21 protein-coding genes, 1 tRNA gene and 1 pseudogene are annotated in these 19,691 nt (G+C 46.7%); 16 read left to right on the top strand and 7 right to left on the bottom strand.

Annotation, left to right across the window (positions count from 1 at the left end; all coding sequences use genetic code 11):
• Positions 1-11 precede the first annotated feature (11 nt).
• Positions 12-2,066, top strand: coding sequence for a DNA helicase IV (gene helD, locus ACSBQN_RS10180; protein WP_024474024.1), 2,055 nt, complete (start codon positions 12-14; stop codon positions 2,064-2,066).
• Positions 2,067-2,111: 45 nt separating this feature from the next.
• On the opposite strand, the gene ACSBQN_RS10175 is transcribed toward helD, so the two are convergent.
• Positions 2,112-2,570, bottom strand: a complete 459-nt coding sequence (locus tag ACSBQN_RS10175; RefSeq protein WP_024474023.1) for a methylglyoxal synthase — start codon at positions 2,568-2,570, stop codon at positions 2,112-2,114.
• 131 nt (positions 2,571-2,701) lie between these two features.
• On the opposite strand from ACSBQN_RS10175, the gene ACSBQN_RS10170 reads away from it, so the two are divergent.
• Positions 2,702-3,115 carry a CoA-binding protein gene (locus ACSBQN_RS10170; RefSeq protein WP_024474022.1) on the top strand — a complete coding sequence of 138 codons (414 nt, stop codon included), beginning with the start codon at positions 2,702-2,704 and terminating at the stop codon, positions 3,113-3,115.
• Positions 3,116-3,160: 45 nt separating this feature from the next.
• Here ACSBQN_RS10170 and hspQ read toward each other — a convergent pair whose 3' ends face one another.
• On the bottom strand, positions 3,161-3,481 hold the full coding sequence (hspQ, locus tag ACSBQN_RS10165) for a heat shock protein HspQ (RefSeq protein WP_004235876.1): 321 nt from the start codon (positions 3,479-3,481) through the stop codon (positions 3,161-3,163).
• 202 nt (positions 3,482-3,683) lie between these two features.
• Between hspQ and ACSBQN_RS10160 the strand changes: the two genes are divergently transcribed.
• Positions 3,684-3,962, top strand: a complete 279-nt coding sequence (locus ACSBQN_RS10160) for an acylphosphatase (protein ID WP_214177296.1) — start codon at positions 3,684-3,686, stop codon at positions 3,960-3,962.
• A gap of 7 nt (positions 3,963-3,969) precedes the next feature.
• Here ACSBQN_RS10160 and tusE read toward each other — a convergent pair whose 3' ends face one another.
• A complete protein-coding gene (gene tusE, locus ACSBQN_RS10155) occupies positions 3,970-4,299 on the bottom strand; it encodes a sulfurtransferase TusE (protein WP_004241806.1) in 330 nt (109 codons plus the stop codon).
• A gap of 191 nt (positions 4,300-4,490) precedes the next feature.
• On the opposite strand from tusE, the gene ACSBQN_RS10150 reads away from it, so the two are divergent.
• Positions 4,491-4,578 (top strand) — tRNA-Ser (locus ACSBQN_RS10150).
• On the opposite strand, the pseudogene ACSBQN_RS10145 reads toward ACSBQN_RS10150, so the two are convergent.
• Together ACSBQN_RS10145 and ACSBQN_RS10140 are read right to left on the bottom strand one after the other, a co-directional pair.
• Positions 4,579-4,805, bottom strand: a pseudogene (locus tag ACSBQN_RS10145) (hypothetical protein); the annotation flags it as partial.
• 30 nt (positions 4,806-4,835) lie between these two features.
• Positions 4,836-5,786: an FUSC family protein gene (locus ACSBQN_RS10140; protein ID WP_214177297.1), complete on the bottom strand. Its 951-nt coding sequence runs from the start codon at positions 5,784-5,786 to the stop codon at positions 4,836-4,838.
• Positions 5,787-6,064: 278 nt separating this feature from the next.
• On the opposite strand from ACSBQN_RS10140, the gene hdeA reads away from it, so the two are divergent.
• The 7 genes from hdeA (at position 6,065) to ACSBQN_RS10105 (ending at position 12,988) form a co-directional block, all read left to right on the top strand.
• Positions 6,065-6,406, top strand: a complete 342-nt coding sequence (gene hdeA / locus ACSBQN_RS10135) for an acid-activated periplasmic chaperone HdeA (RefSeq protein ID WP_004241809.1) — start codon at positions 6,065-6,067, stop codon at positions 6,404-6,406.
• 227 nt (positions 6,407-6,633) lie between these two features.
• On the top strand, positions 6,634-8,802 hold the full coding sequence (fdhF, locus tag ACSBQN_RS10130) for a formate dehydrogenase subunit alpha (protein ID WP_024474020.1): 2,169 nt from the start codon (positions 6,634-6,636) through the stop codon (positions 8,800-8,802).
• 272 nt (positions 8,803-9,074) lie between these two features.
• Positions 9,075-10,115, top strand: a complete 1,041-nt coding sequence (locus tag ACSBQN_RS10125; RefSeq protein ID WP_004235883.1) for a YeeE/YedE family protein — start codon at positions 9,075-9,077, stop codon at positions 10,113-10,115.
• 12 nt (positions 10,116-10,127) lie between these two features.
• Positions 10,128-10,355: a sulfurtransferase TusA family protein gene (locus ACSBQN_RS10120; RefSeq protein ID WP_214167710.1), complete on the top strand. Its 228-nt coding sequence runs from the start codon at positions 10,128-10,130 to the stop codon at positions 10,353-10,355.
• 472 nt (positions 10,356-10,827) lie between these two features.
• Positions 10,828-11,523, top strand: a complete 696-nt coding sequence (locus tag ACSBQN_RS10115) for a DUF554 domain-containing protein (RefSeq protein ID WP_024474019.1) — start codon at positions 10,828-10,830, stop codon at positions 11,521-11,523.
• 233 nt (positions 11,524-11,756) lie between these two features.
• Entirely contained in the window at positions 11,757-12,689 is a 933-nt protein-coding gene (locus ACSBQN_RS10110; protein WP_004235888.1) for a nucleoside recognition domain-containing protein, read from the top strand.
• A gap of 17 nt (positions 12,690-12,706) precedes the next feature.
• Positions 12,707-12,988, top strand: a complete 282-nt coding sequence (locus ACSBQN_RS10105; protein WP_004241818.1) for a GNAT family N-acetyltransferase — start codon at positions 12,707-12,709, stop codon at positions 12,986-12,988.
• 53 nt (positions 12,989-13,041) lie between these two features.
• Here the strand turns inward: ACSBQN_RS10105 and ACSBQN_RS10100 are convergent, their stop codons facing one another.
• Together ACSBQN_RS10100 and ACSBQN_RS10095 are read right to left on the bottom strand one after the other, a co-directional pair.
• Positions 13,042-13,383: a DUF1869 domain-containing protein gene (locus ACSBQN_RS10100; protein ID WP_024474018.1), complete on the bottom strand. Its 342-nt coding sequence runs from the start codon at positions 13,381-13,383 to the stop codon at positions 13,042-13,044.
• A gap of 7 nt (positions 13,384-13,390) precedes the next feature.
• Positions 13,391-13,723, bottom strand: a complete 333-nt coding sequence (locus tag ACSBQN_RS10095; protein ID WP_024474017.1) for a DUF1971 domain-containing protein — start codon at positions 13,721-13,723, stop codon at positions 13,391-13,393.
• Positions 13,724-14,649: 926 nt separating this feature from the next.
• Here ACSBQN_RS10095 and ACSBQN_RS10090 point away from each other — a divergent pair.
• The 5 genes from ACSBQN_RS10090 (at position 14,650) to ACSBQN_RS10070 (ending at position 19,665) form a co-directional block, all read left to right on the top strand.
• Complete coding sequence (locus ACSBQN_RS10090; RefSeq protein WP_024474016.1) at positions 14,650-14,967, top strand: helix-turn-helix domain-containing protein; 318 nt, start codon at positions 14,650-14,652, stop codon at positions 14,965-14,967.
• Positions 14,968-15,078: 111 nt separating this feature from the next.
• A complete protein-coding gene (fimA, locus tag ACSBQN_RS10085; RefSeq protein WP_024474015.1) occupies positions 15,079-15,639 on the top strand; it encodes a type 1 fimbrial major subunit FimA in 561 nt (186 codons plus the stop codon).
• Between the two features lie 82 nt (positions 15,640-15,721).
• Complete coding sequence (locus ACSBQN_RS10080; RefSeq protein ID WP_036407168.1) at positions 15,722-16,264, top strand: fimbrial protein; 543 nt, start codon at positions 15,722-15,724, stop codon at positions 16,262-16,264.
• A gap of 31 nt (positions 16,265-16,295) precedes the next feature.
• Positions 16,296-16,997: a fimbria/pilus periplasmic chaperone gene (locus ACSBQN_RS10075; protein ID WP_250211570.1), complete on the top strand. Its 702-nt coding sequence runs from the start codon at positions 16,296-16,298 to the stop codon at positions 16,995-16,997.
• Between the two features lie 94 nt (positions 16,998-17,091).
• Positions 17,092-19,665: a fimbrial biogenesis usher protein gene (locus ACSBQN_RS10070; RefSeq protein WP_337137157.1), complete on the top strand. Its 2,574-nt coding sequence runs from the start codon at positions 17,092-17,094 to the stop codon at positions 19,663-19,665.
• The last annotated feature ends 26 nt before the right edge of the window (positions 19,666-19,691 follow it).

The raw sequence follows: 19,691 nt of genomic DNA, 5'->3' as shown, positions 1-19,691 counted from the left end.
GTGCGGAACACATGGAATTAAAATCAACACAAATGGGGCAGACACTGGCCCGGCATCCTTACAACCGCGTGCGGTTACTTAACGCAGGTATCGAAGTCAGCGGGGCAAAACACCGGTATGTTATTCCTTTCAATGAGTTAATCAATATTCAATGTAAACGCGGTATCGTCTGGGGTGAGCTGGAATTTGAACTGCCGGATGAGCAGGTTGTGCGTCTGCACGGTACCCAGTGGCAGGAAACTCAGGAATTCTATCAGTATCTTACCGATATCTGGTCACGCTGGAGTGAAGAAATGAGCGTGGTCAGCGCGGGTGTGCTGGATAAACAGGTCAGTGAAATTAAGTCGGTGATTCAGGCCGACCACTGGCTGACACAACCGGATAGTCAGAAACTCCGTGACAACATTCTGCACGCCTTTGCGGCACTGCCGCTGCCCCGTGCGCGTCTGGCCGGTTTTGACAACTGTGCACAGTCTTATCAGTTTTGTCTGGACTGGCTCAGCCACACCGATGAAAAACGCCGTCAGCGTAACCGCGAATGGACACAACAATGCCTTGAAACGTATGCGGATTTCTTTGCCGGTGTGGAATCCTCCCCGCTGAATACCTCGCAGAGTGAGGCGGTGGTTAATGGTGAGCCTTCCGTGCTGGTACTGGCGGGAGCCGGAAGCGGTAAAACATCGGTGCTGGTGGCACGGGCAGGCTGGCTGCTGCGCCGTCAGCAGGCGCTGCCGGAGCAGATCCTGATGCTCGCCTTCGGGCGGCAGGCGGCGGATGAGATGAATGAACGGATCCGCACCTGTCTGCACACAGAAGATATCCGCAGTAAAACCTTTCACGCCCTTGCACTGCATATTATCCGCGAAGCATCCAATAAATCGCCGGTTATCAGTGCGCTGGAAAGTGACACAGCCGCCCGTCATGAACTGATTAAATCCGTCTGGCAGACTCAGTGCCGTGAGAAAAAAGCACAGGCAAAAGGCTGGCGCGAACTTATCAGCGGCAGTATGAACTGGCTGGTGGATGAGGGGGAATACTGGGAAGATGAAACCCTGTGCCGCCGCATGGTGCCGAGAATTGACCGCTGGCTGAGCCTGATGCGCATGAACGGCGGCAGTCAGAAAGTGATGATTGAGTCCGCACCGCCGGATATCGCACCGGAATTCACAAAACAAATCAAACTGATGGCGCCGTTTTTAAAAGCCTGGAAAAGTGCCCTGAAAGAAGAGGGAGCGACAGACTTCTCCGGGCTTATCCATCAGGCGGTGAATCTGATTGAAAAAGGTCGCTTTATCTCGCCGTGGAAAGCGGTGCTGGTGGATGAGTTCCAGGATATCTCACCGCTGCGGGCAAAACTTATCCACGCCCTGCGGGCCCAGAACCCGCAGACCACACTGTTTGCTGTCGGTGATGACTGGCAGGCGATTTACCGTTTCAGCGGTGCGGAACTGACACTGACCACGGATTTCAGCGCGGTCTTCGGCGAGGGCGGTCAGTGTGCACTGGACACCACATACCGTTTTAACAGCCGTATCGGGGAGATCGCTAACGAATTTATTCAGCGTAACCCGCAGCAGTTAACCAAACCCCTGAACAGCCTGACAAAAGGGGATAAAAAAGCGGTGCTGTTACTGCCAGATAGACAGCTGGAAGCATTGCTGAATAAAATGAGCGGTTATGTGACCGGAGAAGAAACGGTTCTGATCCTGGCGCGCTATCACCACCTTAAACCGGAGATTCTGTCGGTGGCGGCAACCCGCTGGCCGCATCTCAATATCCGTTTTATGACCATGCATGCCTCGAAAGGTCAGCAGGCGGATTACGTCATTATCACCGGACTGACGGATGAACGGGACGGTTTCCCGGCTGCGGCACGGGAATCGGTGATTGAGCAGGGATTACTGCCGCGGGAAGAGGAATTTATACATGCCGAGGAGCGCCGCCTGATGTATGTGGCGCTCACCCGGGCGAAAAAACAGGTCTGGCTGCTGTATGACAAAGACTCGCCGTCCTGCTTTGCGGAAGAATTGGCGGATATGGGTGTCAGCCGGGTGAAAAAGCCCTGAAATATGAAAGAAGCGGCGGTAAAGCATTACCGCCGCAGAAAGCCGTTACTGAGTCCGCTCATTTAAATAGCGGTTGTAATCCGGAATAACAATATCCACATCGTTATCGAAATCCGGCGAGTGAATAATAAAGTCGGCGGTGGACATATTAGTCGCCACCGGGATATTCCAGACGGTCGCCAGGCGCAGCAGCGCTTTCACATCAGGGTCATGAGGCACGGCATTGAGCGGATCCCAGAAAAAAATCAGCACATCAATTTTCCCTTCCGCAATCATCGAGCCTATCTGCTGATCCCCGCCCATCGGCCCGCTCAGCATGCCGGTGATTTCAAGCCCGGTTTCACGGCTGATCAGTTTGCCGGTGGTGCCGGTGGCGAACAGTTCATGGCTTTCTAATTTAGCCAGATTGCGTTTAACCCAGTCCAGTAATTTGGTTTTATAGTGATCATGAGCCACAAGGGCAATTTTTTTATGCTTGGTCAGTACTCGGGTGGTCGATTCCATAACGCTCTCTTTTCCGGCGAATAAAATGTTATTCAATAACATAAGCGAAAAAAAGGGTTCCGCCAACAGGTGATTTTCAATTCAGTATGCTATAACTCAGATTGTTGCGCAGGATGATAAAAGAGGCTTCTATGAATGACACATTTCTGACCGGTATTCTTCAGCAGGTAAAAACGATTGCCGTGGCGGGGGCGAGTGATAAACCGGACCGTCCTGTTTATCATGTGATGGAGTATCTGCTGGGACAGGGATACCGGGTGATTCCGGTGAATCCGAAACTGGCAGGAAAAACCCTGATCGGGCAGATGGTGTATGCCACGCTTGCCGATATTCCGGAGCCGGTGGATATGGTGGATGTTTTCCGTAACGCGGATGCCGCACCGGGCATTGCGCAGGAAGCGATTGCCATAAAAGCGAAAGTGCTGTGGCTGCAGCAGGGGATTACCAGCAGTGAGGCGAAAGCGCTGGCGGAAAACGCCGGGTTGCTGTTTGTTGAGGATCGCTGCCCGAAAATTGAGATCCCGCGTCTGGGGCTGGAAAAGTAAGCAAAAATAAAGCCCCGGCATGTGAGTGGCGGGGCTCTTCGTATGTTAATTGCGCAACCGGGGAGACTGTAACTGGTTGCGGATGGACTCAGCCAGCTCATCCATAGTGATGTTATCGGGGTGGTCTTCATCCATCTCATAGGTGATCTGGGCTTCTGCCAGATAGCTATGGATAGGCTCACCGTTATCGTCTTCCATCACGACGTGGTACCAGGGCGCAGAGCGCAGGTTCATATTGGATGCGATGTCGTCCTCTTCCGGCTGATCCAGTGAGTATTCAGCATCAATGTCGACAATCACGCCCAGGTAGCCAAGCAGCTTATGGCGAACTTGTTGTCCGATACCGAATTTACTTGAAATCATCATAATCACCTCCGAAGAAACTTTGCTCTGTTACTAATATGGGGGGTACTGATGACAGATTCAATCCCTTAACAGATTGTTGTTTCCTATCACTGCAATCAGCAACAGCTGACAATTTCAGGTTATCGGGGAGTGGGTAAAATTACAACCGGCGGACAGCGATACAGATTAAAATAGTGACATTTTCGGAAAAAGGAGCGACATAATGAAGATCGGACGACATTTTGCCGTATACGGACGCGTTCAGGGCGTTGGTTTCCGCTATCAAACGTTTTACTGGGCAAAACGCCATAATGTGACCGGTTTTGTCCGTAATCGTCAGGATGGCAGTGTGGAAATTGAGGCGTATGGCGATAAAAGTGTGCTGGAGGCGATGACTGCATGGCTGGAGGCGGGCGGGCCGCCGGGGGCGAAAGTGACAGATATTATCGCAACCCCCTGTGATTACAGGGAAGTTGCGGTATTCCGTGTCCGCCACGAATAAACGGCGGTCAGATACATTTCACCGGTTTCGGCAGACCGGCCAGTTTTGTTGCCTGTTTGGCAGGGCCTTTCGGAAACAGGCGGTACAGATAACGGCTGTTCCCGCGCTCTTCGCCATACTTCTGTGTGATGGCTTTCACCAGCATGCGGATAGCCGGTGAGGTATTAAATTCCAGATAAAAATCCCGCACAAAGCGGATAACTTCCCAGTGCTGTTCTGTCAGGGTGATTTCTTCCTGTTCAGCCAGCAGCGGCACCATTGCTTCCTGCCAGTCCTGCACATTGAGTAAATAGCCGTGGGGGTCAGTGGCGATTTCACGCCCTTCAAACACAAACATAATCTGAACCTGCTGAAAATGAGAATGAAAATGTAGCAAAAATCTGCCGCTACCCCAAGCATCAGAAGAAAGAAAGCGGTGATTATGATGATAAAATCAGCTAACACATTGAGAAATGACTAAATTTCCGGCATTTAAACTATCCGGGACTTTACAAGGCACGGGGAGGGGACTATAGTGCACGTCATTGCGGAGGGGTGGCCGAGCGGCTTAAGGCAGCGGTCTTGAAAACCGCCGACGGGAAACCGTCCGAGAGTTCGAATCTCTCCTCCTCCGCCATCATTCAACGCCATGCTGCTGACCAGCATGGCGTTTTTCTTTTATGGTTTCGTTGGTATGCCATTTTATTTTGGCTTCAGGCTGATTCGGAATCCGCAAGAAACCCATTACCCGCCGTGCTTTGTTCAGACGAATATCATCATCAATACCGGTTACTGCCGGGTACGTGATTGCTTCCCTTTTTCTGCATATCCGGATAGCCCGCCTTTAATCAGGTTTTCCTGCAATGACATACAGGTTAATCCTGTCTGAAAAGGCTAATCCGTTTTTTCAGGTAATAAACGGAGCATAAATACACCAATAGCAAGCGCAATAACCGTCAGTAATACCCGGTCTGCCGCCAGAGAAAGAGAACCTGCACCGGGCGTTAAATTAAATGTCAGTGCGATAGCTGTCAGACAAAATGTCCAGTAACCATATCGTTTTGCGCCGGCCATCAGCATCACGAATAATAACATTCCGACGAGAGAAGCATGCAGCAGCGGAGTCGTATAAAAACCCAGTAAAATCCCGCCTGCAGCGGCACCGGTTACAGTTCCGGCACTTCTGGCATGTAACCGGGACAAAGTAGCCGAACGTTCCGGTTTCATCACCCGTAAACCGGCGGCGGGTAACCAGCACGGATGGGAGCTGGCTGTCATCAGCGTTGCCAGTATGCTGTCAACCAGAGCTGTCAGCATCATAACGACCGTAAATCGTTTTACCGGTGGCTGATGTATATCAACCGGCTGTACCACCGGCGGTTTATTATTGCGTGGTAATAGAAGAACGGCCGGAAGAACACCCCAGAATGTCCCGGCAGTAAATGCAGCGCTGCAGAATGTGATCCCCTGTTCAGGGATTTGTCCCACGGAAAGAAAATAAGCCAGCACACCTAATGCAACGGGCAGGCGCAGGTATGAACCACGCAGTTCCGCAACAGCCTGAAGAAATGCACAAAGTACCGCGTAAATAAAAAATGACACACTGCCGAATGTGACACTGAACCCCAAAACAGCGAAAAGAGAAATAATACCCGCCCCGCGCAGCAGGAAAAGTAGTGAGCATTGCAAAGGAAGAACCGGAAAGGAAACAACCAGTAAATAAGCGCCGAAAGCCATCAGGCTCCCGAATGTGGATTGACCGGCCATAATTCCGGCAATCCAGGGCAGTATAATCCATATTGCCAGAAAAAAAGCGACGGCAGTTTTGGGGAGGGTGATTTTCATCAGTATATTCCGGTTCAGAAAGTTGATCCTGTTACTGACGGACATTTATATCACACACCTGATGGATACCTTAACAGTATGCCTGCACCTGTTTCCGGCAGCCGGTTCCGATAAGTTATAACATAATTCAGTATATCATCATGAAACAATAATCTGTTTTTGGTAAAGCAAGAATAACAGCATATATTATCCGGCGATAAAATGTGCCATGGTGGATATTGACCAACAAACTGCTAATCTGGTTATTGTATTATTACTGCTATACAAGTGAGGATATAATGAAAAAACTAATCATTGTTGGTGCAATTGTTGCTGCTATGACCAGTGCCTTCGCTATGGCTGCCGATAGTACCGGCCCGAAACACGATGTTACGCAAAAACCGGTATCACAATGGACCTGTGACGATTTTCTCTCTATTGATGAAAGTTTCTATCCGACAGCTGTCGGTATAGCCGGGATTATCACAGGTAAAAATAAGGTTGAAGATTCCACTATCGATGTTCAGGGGATTATGACCGCAACTCCGGCAATTATTGAATCATGCAAAAAAGATCCAAAATCCTCTTTTTTACAAAGAGTTGAAGAATTTGGTAAATCATACTCACAAATATCCGGCTGATAACCCGGCAGTTCAGGTACTCTGAGGGAGCATTTGTCTCCCTCAATCCTTCAGTGTCATGCTGTTAATCAGCCGGATTTCGTCAAAAGTGTCGATTATTGCTGTCTGACACATCAAAAATCCCATATTCCATTGATTATAAGTCTCTTTTTTACTGGCATGTAATATGCATAGATGACATTTCTTTTCTTACTCTTTTACTCCCTGGTCAGGGGAAAGGACGTCAAATGAATAAAGTCATATCTGTATGCCCGTATTGTGGTGCCGGTTGTAAACTGAATCTTTGTGTTGAAAACGGAAAAATAATCAAAGCAGAAGGTGCTGATGGTGTTACCAACCAGGGGCAGCTGTGTCTGAAAGGGTTATATGGCTGGGATTTTCTTAATGATAATAAGTTACTGACAGCCAGAATAAATCAGCCGATGATCCGCAGAGAAAAAGGTGCACCGTTTGAAGTTGTCAGCTGGCGGGAGGCGATTAATTATACCGCTCACCGGCTGAAACAGATCAAAGAAAAGTACGGTGCAAAATCCATTATGTGTACGGGCTCCTCACGCGGAACCGGCAATGAAACCAACTTTGTGATGCAGAAATTTGCCCGTGCAGTATTGGGTAACAACAATGTGGATTGCTGTGCCCGGGTGTGTCACGGCCCGTCAGTGGCCGGATTACAGGTGACATTGGGTAACGGGGCAATGAGCAATTCCATCGCGGATATTGAACACTCCGGTTGCCTGCTGGTATTCGGGTATAACTGTGCGGATTCTCATCCTATTGTCGCCCGCCGGGTGATAAAAGCAAAAGAGAACGGCGCGGAAATTATTGTCTGCGACCCGAGAAAAATAGAAACAGCTAAAATTGCCACACAATACCTTCCTCTGCGGAACGGTACCAATATGGCGCTGGTTAATGCGTTCGCCTATACCTTAATCGATGAAAATCTGTATGACAAAGATTATGTCAGCCGGTTTACAGAGGGATTTGAGGAGTACAAAAAAGCCGTTCAGGATTACAGCCCTGAGGTGGTTCAGGATATTACCGGCATTCCGGCCTCACAAATCCGTCAGGCGATGAGAACCTACGCGCGTGCAAAAACCGCAACCATTATGTGGGGGATGGGGGTGACACAATTCGGGCAGGCGGTGGATGTTGTCAAAGGCCTTTCCGGACTGGCGTTATTAACCGGCAATCTGGGAAAACCCGGTGTGGGGGTTGCACCGGTCAGAGGGCAGAATAATGTTCAGGGTGCCTGTGATATGGGGGTACTGCCTAATATGTTCCCCGGCTATCAGAATGTGACAGATGAAAATGTCAGACGTAAATTTGCGCAGGCATGGGGGATCCCGTATGAATCCCTTGACCCGGAGGCGGGCTACCGTATTACGGAAGTCCCGCATCTGGCCATTGAGGGAAAGGTAAAAGCCTATTACATCATGGGGGAGGATCCGCTGCAGACAGAAGCGGATTTACAACTCGTCCGTAACGGGTTTGATGCCCTGGAATTTGTGGTGGTGCAGGATATCTTTATGACCAAAACAGCGGAACAGGCCGATGTTATTCTGCCGTCAACCAGCTGGGGTGAGCACGGCGGTATCTTTACCTGCGCTGACAGGGGCTTTCAGCGGTTTGAGAAAGCCATTGAACCACATGGAAATGTAAAACGGGACTGGGAAATTATCAGTCTGCTGGCGACAGAGATGGGATACCCGATGTCTTATACTGACAACAAAGAGATTTGGGATGAAGTCAGAGAGCTGTGTCCGCTGTTTTACGGTGTAACCTATGAAAAACTGGAAGGATTGGCTCATATTCAGTGGCCGTGTCCGTCAGAAGATCATCCGGGGACCCCCTATCTGTATCAGAATAATGCCTTTGATACCCCGTCAGGCAAAGGGCTGCTGTTTGCCGCACCGTGGCGGAAGCCGGCGGAACTGCCGGATGATGAATATCCGCTGATCCTTTCCACTGTCCGTGAGGTCGGGCATTATTCATGCCGTTCTATGACCGGTAACTGTAAGGCGCTGGCATCTCTGGCTGACGAACCGGGATATGTGCAGATGCATCCGGAAACCGCTGGAAAGCTGGGAATTAAAGACCAGGATATTGTGTGGGTGGAGTCACGCAGAGGGAAAGTGATGTCCCGGTGCAGTATCAATGAAACGATTAATAAACCAGCGGTTTATATGACATATCAGTGGTGGATTGGTGCCTGTAATGAGCTGACACAGGATAATCTGGATCCGGTATCCAAAACACCGGAAACTAAATACTGTGCGGCGAGAGTGATCAGAATTGATGAGCAGAAAGAGGCCGAAGCTCTCGTCAAAGAAAAATATGCTGTCATGCGGAACCGGTTAATCGGTTTGGTTGAAACAGCAGAAAGCCAGATTCAATAAACGGAATACAATTAATATCATGTGACCACAGGGTGTTTTACAGCACTCTGTGGTTTTTTATACCACATCATTGCTGAATGAAACACAAAAAGCCTGCAGCCGCCGGATGCAGATGAGTCCCCTGTGATTACTGGTGTCATCGTCAGCCGGAAAATGTCCCCCTGCCGGTTATCTCCTCCGCACATAAAAACAATATTTCCGTTTTCTGTGATTTTCCTCAAATAATCAAAAAGATATTTCGCTAAGATAACGGTCTTAAAGGAGCGATGTCTATGATAAGTTTATCTCATCTATCCGGTTTATTCTTAGGGGTATTACTGGGTTTTGTTATGCAGCGCGGCCGCTTTTGTTTAGCCGGTGGTTTGCGCGATCTCTATCTCTTCCGCGACAGCAGAATGCTGATTGCTATTCTGATTGTCATCTCTGTCCAGAGTATCGGACTCTTCATTTTTTCTTATTTCGGTATTGCAAAAATCCCCGGAGGCACATTTCCCTGGCTGGCAACTCTGGCCGGCGGATTACTTTTTGGCATGGGGATGGCATTTGCCGGGTCCTGCTCAACCGGTGCTTATTACCGGGCTGCGGAAGGATTGGCAGGCAGCATTACAGCCGTCGGCGGTTTTATTATTGCCAGCTGGTTTATCCGTCAGTCTGCCGTAAAACAGGTCTTTTCTCCGGTTACCACACCGAAGCTGGATTCCCCGACTATCACACAATCACTGAATATCCCGCCGTATATCGCGATTATTGTTTTGGTGCTGCTGACGGTTTTTCTGGTGAATCGTCACCTGAATAAATACAAATCTGTTCACATTCCCAAAATGAAAGCCCGGAAAACCGGGGTCGCTCACCTGCTGTTCGAAGCCCGCTGGCATCCGTTTGTTTCTGCCCTGATTATTGGTGTCATCGCTCTGCTGGCCTGGCCTTCAAGCCTGGCGGACGGACGTGTCGGCGGGTTAGGGATCAGCGGCCCGAGCGCACAATTATTTTCACTGGTGACGGCCGGCGACCTGAAATTCTTTAACTGGGCGGGTTATCTGCTGATCGGGATTTTTGCAGGGGCGTTTATCGCCGCAAAAGGCAGCCGGGAATTTCGTTTCCGCAACCCGGGTTTTCCCGTGATGATAAAAAGCCTGACCGGCGGATTACTCATGGGTATCGGCAGCGGCCTGGCCGGCGGCTGTATGCTGGGGAATACCTTAGTCAATACGGCCTGGTTCTCCTGGCAGGGCTGGGCATTTATTCCCTGCATTATCGCCGGCAGCTGGATTGTCAGTTATTTTACGATCATACGTCCTCAGAAAATAAAGTAATAAGGTGAAACTATGAATACGCTGGAATTAGATACCCGCGGGCACCTGTGCCCCTTTCCGTTAATTGAAGCAAAAAAAGCCATTGAAACATTAGCGACCGGTGATCTACTGGTCATCAAATACGATTGCGCTCAGGCGACGGAAAATATTCCGCGCTGGGCGGCAGAAGCCGGCCATGAAGTTACTGATTTTGAACAAATCGGTGATGCGCAATGGCGGATGGAAATTAAAAAAGGGTAACGAAATGATGGCGGCCTGAAAATCGTTGCACGGAGCTTTTCCGGACAGAAAAAGACGGAATTGTTCACAGGCAAATTTGAGGTCGCATCGCTCACCGGTACGCAGTGAAACACGTTCTTATTCCTGCATCTGCGCCGTTAATACACTGACCTTCTCTTTCAGCAGATTCGCCATATCCCCGCCGTGACCATCGAGTATTTTACCGATATCCTTTAGTTTGACGCCTATCTGCCGCAATATCTGAATCCGGGTAAGGCGTTCGATACTGTCAGTCCGGTCTTCTCAGCAATTTCACCAACCTGAAGTAACATATTTCCCTCTTGTAATGCGGCTCAGACTGCGGCCTTACGTAACGTAAGAGTCAATACCCGGTTTTTATTTTATTGCGTCTGTTTTGCAGACGGGTGCACGTACAGTATTGCAGCGGTTCCGTATAATAATGAAATTCAAATAAAAAAAGCAGGAGTGATCTTTGGTTACCGGACCTTTTATTAATGCCGCCGCCGTATTAATCGGCGGAATTGCCGGGGCAGGGCTGAGCCACCGGCTGCCGGAACGTATCCGGACATCCATGCCCTCTGTATTCGGCCTGGCCTCGCTCGCCATCGGGGTGTTGCTGATTATAAAATGTGCCAATATGCCGGTGATGGTATTGTCGGTACTGCTGGGGGCGGTTATCGGTGAACTGTGTTGCCTGGAAAATAAAATTAATGCGGTGGCCGGTAAAATAAAGACCCGGCTTCCGGCACGGGGCGGGGCTCAGGAAAGTTTTATCGAAAACTATGTGGTGCTGATATTCCTGTTCTGTGTCAGCGGTACCGGAATTTTCGGGGCGATGCATGAAGGCATGACCGGTGATCCGACCGTTCTGCTGACCAAGGCTTTTATGGATTTTTTCACCGCGATGATATTTGCCTGCTCACTGGGTATTGCGGTGTCGGTTATTGCCGCACCGATGCTGATTATTCAGCTGGCACTGGCGGGCAGCGGTGCGTTATTAATGCCGTTTACCACACAGGCCATGATGGCGGATTTTACTGCGGCGGGCGGGGTATTATTAATCGCGACCGGACTTCGGATCTGCGGTATTAAAATGTTTGCGGTGATTAACCTGCTTCCGGCACTGGTACTGGTGATGCCGCTGTCGCTGCTCTGGTCATCTTTCTGAATTATGATGTAAATCAGCAGGATAGATATAGCAAATAGCGACAGTCTGTCATGCGGGGTTATTTTTTGGTTATTGATCCCGCAAAATAGCATCCGGCTGAATGAATTATCCGTAAATACAGGATTGGCTGTTTTTATCTGCTTTATTTAAACCACTTCAAAAAATTGAATTACTTCTGAAATCACAGGGTTATAATCCGGAAAACCGATTCAGTTACTTTCCGTATTCATTCCATGGATGTCATCAGTATTATCATTTCAGCGGGTAAATCCTCCGTTGATGTCGCGCTTTATACCTTATTACCGATTATGGTCGTGATGCTGATCATAATGAAATACCTTTCTGTCAGAGGCGTGCTGGATGTGATAGTCCGCTGGCTGGCACCTTTACTCAAACCGTTCGGCTTAACCGGGATGAGTGCATTCGCGCTGATCCAGATAAACTTTGTCAGTTTTGCAGCACCGCTGGCAACACTCGCGATTATGGATAAGCGGGGTGTGTCTGATCGCCACATGGCCGCCACCCTGGCGATGTGTTTTGCCATGGGGCAGGGGAATGTGTTTTATCCGCTGATGCCGTTCGGGCTGCACTGGACAACCTCCATTATTATCTCGGTTGCAGGGGGATTGTGTGCCGCAGCCTTTACCTGGTATGTCACCGGCCGCCGGTTATCCGCAACAGAGACCGCAAGCTCAGAGCCGCTGCCGGATGCGGAGCAGAATAATCAGGGAATTTTGTCGGTTATCAACAGCGCGGGGGCGGATGCTATCCGTCTGGCACTCGGGGCTATCCCGATGCTTATCCTGTCATTATCCATTGTCGGATTAATGCAGGCCGCCGGGGTGATTGAATGGCTGCACCATATTCTGATGCCGGTACTGAATTTTATGCATATTCCGGACAGTTTTGTACTGCCCGCCCTGGTGAAATGTGTAGCCGGGGGAACCGCCTATTTCGGGGTGATATCTGACCTGGTACAGCAGGGTGCGGTAACCGCCAATCAGATTAATGCGTCTGCCGGTTTACTCATCCAGACATTTGATTTACCGGGGATTGGAATTTTTCTCGGTATCAGTTCGCGGTTTGTCCGCTTATTCCGTTATGTGATCCCGGCAGCACTGATCGGTATTCTCATCCGCACGGTTTTGCATATAGTATTATTTTAAGCCGCAGGAGATAAGTGATGGATATTCGTGAAGATGAAACCAGTTTTTATATTCTTTCTGAGGACGGCAAAAGCCGGATAGCGGAAATCACCTTTGTGTATACCGGGGATAATCTGGCGATTATTGACCATACTATGGTGGATGACAGCCTGCGCGGGCAGAAAGTCGGTAATAAACTGGTTGCGGCGGTGGTGGAGAAAATGCGCCGTGAACAGCGGAAAATTATTCCGCTCTGTCCGTTTGCCAAAAGCGTATTTGATAAAACCCGTGAGTATGACGATATCCGTCACGCCGGATAATGCACAATACCGGAGGGGAAACCGGTTTTCCCCTCACGGCACAGACAGAACAGTTACCATCCGCAGATATTGGTTTCTTCATCCATATCGTAGCCGCGGATAATATTAATAAGATCCTTGACGATTTGCGCCGCGTTTTCAGCATCGGCTAATTCAGCAGCAGAATCCACGTCTTTATCCACTGACACACCATTATTTTTATTGGTCATGGTGACCACCAGTGCCGCATCATTAATCTTTTCTTTGCCGTCTAATTCACTGACCAGCAACGCAATTTCCTCCGCTGCAATCTCAGGGATATATAACTTTTTCGGATTCAGAAAGAGTTTCTCCGCTTTCAGGCCGTTACTTTCATTTATCAGCTCTAATAAAAAGCCTTTGTTTTCGTCGTTCATGATTGTGCTACTCCTCGGTCAGGATCTCTGGGGCGACATAAAAATCGACATTAAACACAGTATCGTCAGTAACCGCTTCTATCCGGTGCCAGGTTTCCGGCGGAAAGACACCGAACTGCCCGGCTTCGATCACCAGGGTGTCTGTTGGTTCAGGGCTGGTTTCATCCGCATAGGAATAGTAGACAATCGTGCCCTGCATAACAGACAGTTTAGGATAAACGCCCTGACGGGTGCCTTTATCCAGATGTCTTTGCCAGATAGATTTTGGTGCGGTTTCTTTGGTCCAGAGCGGGGTGCTCCGGACATGAATGTAGTTAGTCGGAATGATGATGCGTTCCATCTGTGTTCTCCTGAAGTTAAACACATGATTAAGACTTAATATTAAAATACTTTTCAAAATATAAAAAGTATTTTAGATGCAACTTCAGAGAAAACCGCACGATTTACCCGCCGGCAGAAGAGCTGCTGGGAAGGTATACAATACATGATAATTAACCATTGCTATATTATGGTTATTTGGTGGTTTGCTTATTAATTGCGGTATTGCCGGAGTGAAAGTGATGAAGGATATGTGGGCAGATATCTTTTATATAGCATAATTATTATGCGGATCGAAATAATATAAGAGGTATTATTTAATTAACTTAACGCAATTAAGAACATTAAAACAGAAGAAATTATTTCTTAATGAAACTTATTCTTAATTAAACTGGTTTTTTTATTTACAGAAAACAGATATGTCTACTCAATATTTAAACCTGTCTGAATAAAATAACAACAATTAAGTGTGTAATCACATATTATGAATAAACGGAATTTATAAACCAGTGTAAATAATATTTTGTGTTGAGTATTCATTCAGACGTAGTTTTATTTATCTAATTTCAATCATGTGAGGACGAAATTGAAGTAATTCGTTATTAATCGCCTGTTTTTAAGATGTAAAATCTGACATAGATAAATTTTACGAAATTAACACATGTAACCAAATGTTTCATTTTAATGACAACCCTGTTTTTTTAACTATATGATATATAAATAATAACTTTATTTTTATTGATTTTGTATAATTATCAGTAATTGGATTAATACAAATCAATAGATAAAACCTATCATTAATGAACATTAAAGGCGTAAATAACGATTGGATTAACGTGTTTGAATCTCAGTATTATTAGTCGCAAGTAAATAAATTAAGAGCATCACTGCATTTACTACAATTAGTATTTATAAAATTTATATTCTGTAAAAGCATAAGGTATATTTATGCAATCACTAGATACTGTGCGATTTTTTGTCGAATATGACGCCAATAAGTATTTGGGAGCCTTGTTACGTCTGAGAAGAAAAGAACTGGGCATAAGTGGTCAGGAATTATCCGGAATGCTGAATATCAGTCAGCAGCAAATATCCCGTTATGAGAACGGATTAACTAATTTCAATATCGTTATCCTTTTCCGTTTTTTTTCCTCATTAGGAATGACATCAGAAGAGGTTGTCAGAATTTTTAAAGAACTGGGACTGTTCTATTCTGATTTAAATATGAGTCAATATCAGAAATTAAGAATAAAGGAGGGAAACTAATAATATTAAAAAACATGGAGTAAATAGGTTTTTTACAGGAAAAACTCACCTGTCTGTCGCAAATAATAATATTTTAACATCAAATAAAATTAACAATGAGGATTAAAGCGTATGTTGAATAAACAACGTTTAGTTATGTCTGTGGTTGCTCTCGCCGTATTATCCGCAAGTCAGTTAAGTATGGCGGCAACAACGGTTACCGGCGGTACTGTTCACTTTACCGGACGAATTGTGAATGCTGCGTGTGCTGTCAGCGCTGACTCTACTGATCAGACGGTTAATATGGGGCAGTACCGCACTGCATTCTTTAATGCCAAGGGGAAAAAATCCGGTGATGTACCGTTTTCTATTAAATTAGAAGACTGTGATACCAGTGTATCCACCAAGGCGTCCGTTTCATTCTCCGGATTATCTTCCGCAGATGACCCGACTGCATTGCAGACCAGTAATATCAGCGGTGGTTCAGCCGGTGCGGCGAAAGGTGTCGGTATTCAGATTGCTGATCACCTGGGGAAAGTGGTGAAACCGGATGGTTCTGTTTTTTCAACCGCACAGAACTTAGTGGATGGCGTGAACGTTCTGAATTTCTCCGCAAATTATATTTCAACTCAAGCCACGGTAACACCGGGCGGTGCGGATGCGGATGCCACTTTTACAATGCAGTATCAATAAAGTCGCCTTTTATTGCCGAACCCGTTAGCGCGTTATCAGTGGCCCGGGTGACCGGGTCACTGTTTGCCGATTGGAGTAAAAAATGCATAAATTAATCAGCACGGTATTTTTATTGTGCGGTATTTCTGCCGGTGCCTATGCCGGAAATAAAACGCATACCATTATTGACGGGGGTATGGTGCATTTAAGAGGCGGGCTGGTGGAAGCCGGATGTACCCTTTCAACAAACAATGAAAATGATGTTATTGATATGGGGGAATTCAGAACAAATCAGTTTAAGGGAACCGGCAGTTATTCAGACAATATTCCGTTTAAGCTGGTAATAACCAATTGCAGCACAGCGGTAAGCAGCAAAGTCGGGCTTTCTGTCTTTGGTTATATTAATGAGAAAGATCCGCAAATAATTAAACTTGAAGACAGTGATGAAACGGCTAAAGGCGTGGGAGTAGCCATTCTGGATAATGATGGCGGTATTATTATTCCTGACAACATACCCTCAAAATGGATCAACTTTCACGAAGGTGAAAACGTATTACATTTTAATGCCAGATACAGAGCAACGGATATGCAGGTAACCGGTGGAAAAGCCAATGCATCAGTATGGTTCCATTTAACATATAAATAATAATTAAATATTCTCTGCGGGGATTTAAATAATGTACAGGTCAGCATTTAATATGAGAAAAATACTATTTTCTTTTATCATCGTATTCCTTTTTCCGGCAGTGGCATCGGCAGGCGGAATTGCACTGGGTGCAACCCGTATTATTTACCCGATGGAGGCAAAGCAGGTGTCTCTGGCGGTAACGAATACAGATGAAAAAAATCGCTTTCTGATTCAGTCCTGGATAGATGATGCTTCAGATAAAAAAACAAAAATATTCACAGTGACTCCCCCTTTGTTTGTCAGCAAACCAAAGAGTGAAAATACAATAAAAATCATTAATACAGGTGCTGAGTTACCCAAAGACAGAGAGAGTTTATTCTGGTTGAACAGTAAAGCGATACCGTCCGTTGAGCGTGAACAGGTTGCAGATAAAAACGTCCTGCAAATTGCCGTTCTGGCCAGGATCAAAATGTTTGTCCGCCCGGCAGGCTTACCGGTGAAAGCAGGCGACGCTTATAAAATGCTGAAGTTCAGCAGAGTCAGCGGCGGAATAAATGTGATTAACCCGTCACCGTATTACCTGACCGTTGTTAATATGACGATTGCCAATCAGAAAATTGAGAGTTTTATGGTTGCACCATTCGCTGAAAAAATAGTTAATACAGCACAACCAGCTGCCGGCGGAATATCATATCAGACAATTAATGACTATGGTGCTAATACGCCGGTAATTAACGTTAATTCATATTAACTACTGTTATCTTATTTTATACGGAGCGCATTTTATGCAGAAATTAACTCTGCTGAAAGGATTGCCATGCTTTAAATTTAACAAGATAATGTTAATGCTTTCATGTGCAATGATAACCGGCAACATGGTCATTATTAAGAACGGCTATGCAGATGAATTTTTTAACCCTGCATTTTTGTCAGATAACGGTAATGAAGTTGCTGATTTAAGCCGGTTTGATAAGGGGCTGGGACAGGCTGCGGGTGAATACCGGGTTGAAGTTTTTCTTAACGGGGAGTATGTGGCAACACAGGATATTCTGTTTGTCAGTAATGAAAAAGATGGCGAAATAAAACCGGGTACAGATGATAGTGGTTTAATTCCCTGCTTAACCACTGACTGGTTAAAAAAATACAATATTGATACCAGTAAAGCCGTATTACTGAATGACAGCTGCGTGGATTTTCGTTCAACTTACGATAAATCACAGGCCCGTTTTGATTTTGAAGAGCAGAAGTTGCGTGTGGATATTCCGCAGGCTGCATTTATCAATAATATCAGAGGGTATATTCCGCCGTCAGAATGGCAGGAGGGAATCAACGCCCTGTTACTGAACTATGGTTTTACCGGCAGCCACAGTAAAAACACCAAAAATGATGAACGATATAATAACTATTTTTTAAACCTGGACAGCGGTATTAATCTCGGTGCGTGGCAGCTGAGAAATACCAGTACCTGGAATTATACATCTGACCGGCGTACAGATAACAGCCAGTGGAATAATATCCGCACCTATGTGCAGAAAGCGATTATTCCGCTGAAAAGTCAGCTGACCATCGGTGACAGTTTTACGGAAAATGATATTTTCGACAGTGTGGGGTTCAGAGGGGTAAAACTGGCCTCTGACGATAATATGCTGCCGGACAGTATGCGCGGTTTTGCACCGACTGTCAGAGGCGTTGCCAACAGCAATGCTCAGGTGACTATCCGTCAGAACGGCTATGTTATTTATCAGTCTTATGTTTCCCCCGGCGCATTTGAAATTAAAGATCTGTATGCAACGTCCAGCAGTGGTAATTTGGATGTCACGGTTAAAGAAAATAACGGCACGATCACACAGTTTACGGTTCCGTATTCTGCGGTACCGATGTTACAGCGTGAAGGCCGGACAAAATATGAAGTAACCGCAGGGGAATACCGTTCCGGTTCATCCATGCAAAATAGCCCGGATTTCTGGCAGGGAACTATCAGCCACGGTTTTTCAGAAGGTGTGACGGTATATGGCGGAACACAGTTATCGGATAACTACCGGGCATTTTCTGCCGGTGCCGGGAAAAACCTTGGTGTATGGGGCGCAATTTCAGCGGATATTACACAGGCAAACAGCCGTTTACCCAATGGTGAGCACAAACAGGGACAATCTGTCCGGTTTTTATATGCCAAATCACTGAACGAACTGGGAACAAACTTTCAGCTGATGGGATACCGTTATTCCACCAAAGGGTATTACACATTAAGCGAAACCAGTTATAAACAGATGAGCGGCTATAATATCAAAACTCAGGATGGCCCTGAGTTTAAAGACGCTGAAATTATTGATTATCATAACCTCTATTATACCAAAAAAGGGCAGTATCAAATCAATATCAGCCAGCAGTTTGATGGTTACGGCTCGGTGTATATTACCGGTAGTCATCAGACTTACTGGGGAACCAGTGAAACTGATCAGTCATTTCAGCTGGGTTTTAACGGCAACCGGGAAGATATCACCTATGGTGTGAACTGGTCACAAAATAAATCGGTCGGATTGGCAGATAAAGATAAGCGGATTGCCTTTAATATTTCGGTACCGCTGAGCCGCTGGTTCGGCGGCGGGGATGCTGCGGATATTACCGGATCCCGGAATAATATTTATTCCACGTATACGCTGACAAGGGATGATAAGAATAAAGTCTCTCAGCAGCTCGGGATTTCAGGAACGTTACTTGAGGATAATAACCTTAATTATAACGTTCAGCAGGGCTATGCCAATAAAGGTGAAGGGGCATCCGGCAGCGCGTCGGTTAATTATCAGGGCGGATACGGCGAGGCTGGTGCCGGTTATAACTACGGCAGAAACTGGCAGCAGGTGACTTATACGGTCCGCGGCGGTGTTCTGGCACATCAGAATGGTATTACATTAAGTCAGCCGCTCGGCCAGACCAATATATTGGTTGAAGCTCCGGGTGTTAAAGATACCTCTGTTGAAAATGCGACCGGTGTTTTCACCGACTGGCGCGGCTATGCCGTTATTCCGAATGCCACCGCTTACCGGAATAACCGGGTTGCACTGGATGTTACCTCATTACCGGATAATGCCGAACTGGATAATGCTGTTGATTATGTGGTTCCGGTACAGGGCGCTATTGTTAAAGCTAATTTTAAATCCCGTATCGGCCTGAAAGCCATGGTGACACTGTTACAGAAAAACGGAAAAGTGGTACCGTTCGGGGCAATAGTTACCGATGAACATACCGGTAAAGCAAATATTGTCGGTGACGATGGTGTCGCATTTATGTCAGGTCTGCCGGAAAAAGGAAAACTGAATATTGTCTGGGGAAATGGGGCTGATTCACAATGCACGGCTGAATATCATTTAACGGCCGGAAATAATACCCCGATCAGTAATATCAGTGCCCGCTGTTTATAACACGAATCAGGTAAAGTGAGTTTTAA

The organism is Morganella sp. B601, from assembly GCF_051172335.1.
Taxonomy (GTDB): domain Bacteria; phylum Pseudomonadota; class Gammaproteobacteria; order Enterobacterales; family Enterobacteriaceae; genus Morganella; species Morganella morganii.
This window is presented reverse-complemented; position numbering and strand designations above follow the sequence as displayed.

Excerpts from the sequence above, each read along its gene's own strand:
- helD (WP_024474024.1), top strand. The coding sequence starts at position 12 with ATGGAATTAAAATCAACACAAATGGGGCAGACACTGGCCCGGCATCCT.
- ACSBQN_RS10175 (WP_024474023.1), bottom strand. The coding sequence starts at position 2,570 with ATGGAATCGACCACCCGAGTACTGACCAAGCATAAAAAAATTGCCCTT.
- ACSBQN_RS10170 (WP_024474022.1), top strand. The coding sequence starts at position 2,702 with ATGAATGACACATTTCTGACCGGTATTCTTCAGCAGGTAAAAACGATT.
- hspQ (WP_004235876.1), bottom strand. The coding sequence starts at position 3,481 with ATGATGATTTCAAGTAAATTCGGTATCGGACAACAAGTTCGCCATAAG.
- ACSBQN_RS10160 (WP_214177296.1), top strand. The coding sequence starts at position 3,684 with ATGAAGATCGGACGACATTTTGCCGTATACGGACGCGTTCAGGGCGTT.
- tusE (WP_004241806.1), bottom strand. The coding sequence starts at position 4,299 with ATGTTTGTGTTTGAAGGGCGTGAAATCGCCACTGACCCCCACGGCTAT.
- ACSBQN_RS10140 (WP_214177297.1), bottom strand. The coding sequence starts at position 5,786 with ATGAAAATCACCCTCCCCAAAACTGCCGTCGCTTTTTTTCTGGCAATA.
- hdeA (WP_004241809.1), top strand. The coding sequence starts at position 6,065 with ATGAAAAAACTAATCATTGTTGGTGCAATTGTTGCTGCTATGACCAGT.
- fdhF (WP_024474020.1), top strand. The coding sequence starts at position 6,634 with ATGAATAAAGTCATATCTGTATGCCCGTATTGTGGTGCCGGTTGTAAA.
- ACSBQN_RS10125 (WP_004235883.1), top strand. The coding sequence starts at position 9,075 with ATGATAAGTTTATCTCATCTATCCGGTTTATTCTTAGGGGTATTACTG.
- ACSBQN_RS10120 (WP_214167710.1), top strand. The coding sequence starts at position 10,128 with ATGAATACGCTGGAATTAGATACCCGCGGGCACCTGTGCCCCTTTCCG.
- ACSBQN_RS10110 (WP_004235888.1), top strand. The coding sequence starts at position 11,757 with ATGGATGTCATCAGTATTATCATTTCAGCGGGTAAATCCTCCGTTGAT.
- ACSBQN_RS10105 (WP_004241818.1), top strand. The coding sequence starts at position 12,707 with ATGGATATTCGTGAAGATGAAACCAGTTTTTATATTCTTTCTGAGGAC.
- ACSBQN_RS10100 (WP_024474018.1), bottom strand. The coding sequence starts at position 13,383 with ATGAACGACGAAAACAAAGGCTTTTTATTAGAGCTGATAAATGAAAGT.
- ACSBQN_RS10095 (WP_024474017.1), bottom strand. The coding sequence starts at position 13,723 with ATGGAACGCATCATCATTCCGACTAACTACATTCATGTCCGGAGCACC.
- ACSBQN_RS10090 (WP_024474016.1), top strand. The coding sequence starts at position 14,650 with ATGCAATCACTAGATACTGTGCGATTTTTTGTCGAATATGACGCCAAT.
- fimA (WP_024474015.1), top strand. The coding sequence starts at position 15,079 with ATGTTGAATAAACAACGTTTAGTTATGTCTGTGGTTGCTCTCGCCGTA.
- ACSBQN_RS10080 (WP_036407168.1), top strand. The coding sequence starts at position 15,722 with ATGCATAAATTAATCAGCACGGTATTTTTATTGTGCGGTATTTCTGCC.
- ACSBQN_RS10075 (WP_250211570.1), top strand. The coding sequence starts at position 16,296 with ATGTACAGGTCAGCATTTAATATGAGAAAAATACTATTTTCTTTTATC.
- ACSBQN_RS10070 (WP_337137157.1), top strand. The coding sequence starts at position 17,092 with ATGCTTTCATGTGCAATGATAACCGGCAACATGGTCATTATTAAGAAC.